Origin of the sequence: Streptomyces calidiresistens (genome assembly GCF_014141525.1) — a bacterium.
GTDB lineage: Bacteria > Actinomycetota > Actinomycetes > Streptomycetales > Streptomycetaceae > Streptomyces > Streptomyces calidiresistens.
In genome coordinates this window covers 1-2,302 of the sequence record NZ_VKHS01000819.1, presented here as the reverse complement: position 1 = coordinate 2,302, position 2,302 = coordinate 1, and the positions used below count along the sequence as shown (strand labels likewise).

General features: G+C 75.7%; 1 protein-coding gene. It reads left to right on the top strand.

The annotated features are described in order from the left end of the window. Window positions 1-502: 502 nt before the first annotated feature. Window positions 503-2,302 (top strand): ABC transporter substrate-binding protein (locus FOE67_RS23110; protein ID WP_182666775.1); only part of this gene is annotated, 1,800 nt, incomplete at its 3' end.

Genomic DNA, 2,302 nt, shown 5'->3' with positions numbered 1-2,302 from the left:
GCGCCCCGTCCCACCGGGACCGCCTCCCCGCCTCCGCCGACCCGGGGGCGCGACGGCGGCACGGGCGGGCACGACCCAGCGTAACGCGATGACCACCCGGCACGGCCGGCCCCGGCTCCCCCGGGCCGGCGGCCGGGAAATCCGCGTTTTCCGCGGAACCCGCGCCGGGCCCGGGGGTCCCGTTTTCCCACCCCTCCCGGTCGGGATTCACCCGCGGCGATTCACCGCGCCGACCGGCCGACGGTTCCGGGGGAATTCACCGGGGCATCCGGGCGAATCGGCGGCGTGTTCGCGGCCCCTTTCCCGACCCGCCGGAAACCATGGTCATCCGTCCCGGGAATGGTCGGCGGACGCGTCGGTCGCCGACCGCGTCCCCCGCCCCGGGAACCCGTAAACGGCCCGAAAGGGGACCCGCCCCGTGACGCGACACGGTCACCCCCCGGGCGCGTCGCGCCGGGCGCGTCGCGATCGACGGCCGGGCGTGTCCCGCCCCGCGCCCCTCGTGGCGACGGTCACGCTCCTGGCAGCCCTGGCCGGACCGGCCGCCCTCGCGCACACCCCCGCGGTGCCCCCGGCGCCCGCCGGACCGCCGGGGGAAGCCGCGCCGAGGGAGGCCGCGCCGAGGGAGGCCGTGCCGGGCACTGCCGACCGCACCCTCGTGGTCGGCCGCACCGGCCTGGACGCCCTGCCCCACCTCAACCCGCTGGACTCCGGCTGGGTCATCCAGGGCGAGATCAACAACCTCATGTACGAGCCGCTCATCCGCTGGGGCCGCGAGGACTGGGCGCCCGCCCCCGGCCTGGCCCTGGAGTGGGAGCACTCGCCCGACGGCCGCGAGTGGACCTACCGACTGGACCCGGAGGCGGTGTGGTCCGACGGCGTGCCCGTCACCGCCCGGGACGCCGCCTTCACCCTGGACCTGCTGCGCAGCGACCCCGTCCTCAACGGCCGGCACGGCGGCCTGGTGGACAACTTCACCGACGTGGAGGCCGTCGACGACCACACCCTGGTCATCCGGGTCGCCGAACCGGGCGCGGTCATGCACCACCTCAACAACACCCCGATCGTCCCCGCGCACGTCTGGTCGCAGATGGACGACCCGGCCTCCTACCGGGGCGAACCCGGCCTCCCCACCTCCGGGCTGTTCTCCCTGGCCGAGTACCGCCCCGGCGAGCGGATCGTGCTGAGCGCCAACCCCGACCACCCGCGCGGCAGGCCCGCCTACGACCGGCTGGTCATGCGCAACCACGAGACCACCGAGGCCGCCGTGCAGGCCCTGCTGCGCGGCGAGATCGACCTGGTCGACGGGCTCAACCCGCAACAGGCCGACGCGCTGCGGGTCGCCCCCGGCGTCACCGTCTCCGTCCAGCCCGGCCGGCACTGGGACGCCATCGGCTTCAACACCGGCGCCCGCACCCGCGACGGCCACCCCATCGGTGACGGCCACCCCGCCCTGCGCGACCCCGTCGTGCGCCGCGCCCTCCACCACGTGGTGGACCGCGACCGACTGGTGGAGATCGTGCACGCCGGCCACGCCGAGCCGGGCGTCTCCATCGTTCCCCCCGTCTTCCCCCGCCACTTCTGGGACCCCGGCCCCGAGAGGGTCACCGCCGACCCCGGGCTCGCCAACCGGATGCTCGACGAGGCCGGCTACCACCGCGCCGAACCCGACGGGCTGCGGATCGACCCCGACAGCGGCCGGCCGCTGTCCTTCCGGCTGCTGTACCACTCCGACCGACCCGTCTACGCCGACATCCGGGACTTCCTGGTCGAGTGGGCCGCCGACATCGGCGTCGAACTGCGCCCCGAGGCCCTCTCCTCGGCCCCGCTCAACGAGCGCACCGCCGCCGGCACCTACGACATCGCCTTCGGCGGCTGGAACTACGGCCCCGACCCCGACGAGGACTTCGCCTACCACACCTGCGCCCGCCTCCCCGAGGAACCGCGCCCCACCGACCTGACCTTCTCCTGGTACTGCGACGAGGAGTTCGACGAGCTGTACGAACGGCAGCGCCGCGAGACCGACCCGGAGGCCCGCGCCGACCTGGTGCGCGAGATGCAGCGCCACCTCTACCTGGCCGTGCCGCAGATCGTGCTCGCCTACGACCACACCATGGAGGCCCACTCCACCGGCTGGGGCGGCTTCGGCATGCTCCCCGCCTCGGGGGGCTCCATCACCCGCCAGCAGGCCGACTACGGCTACGCCCTCGCCGCCCCCGTACCCGGCGGGGCGGCGGCCGGGGCCGGGGGAGGCGGTGGCCTCGGCCTCGCCGTCGGGATCGCGGCGCCGGCGCTGCTGCTC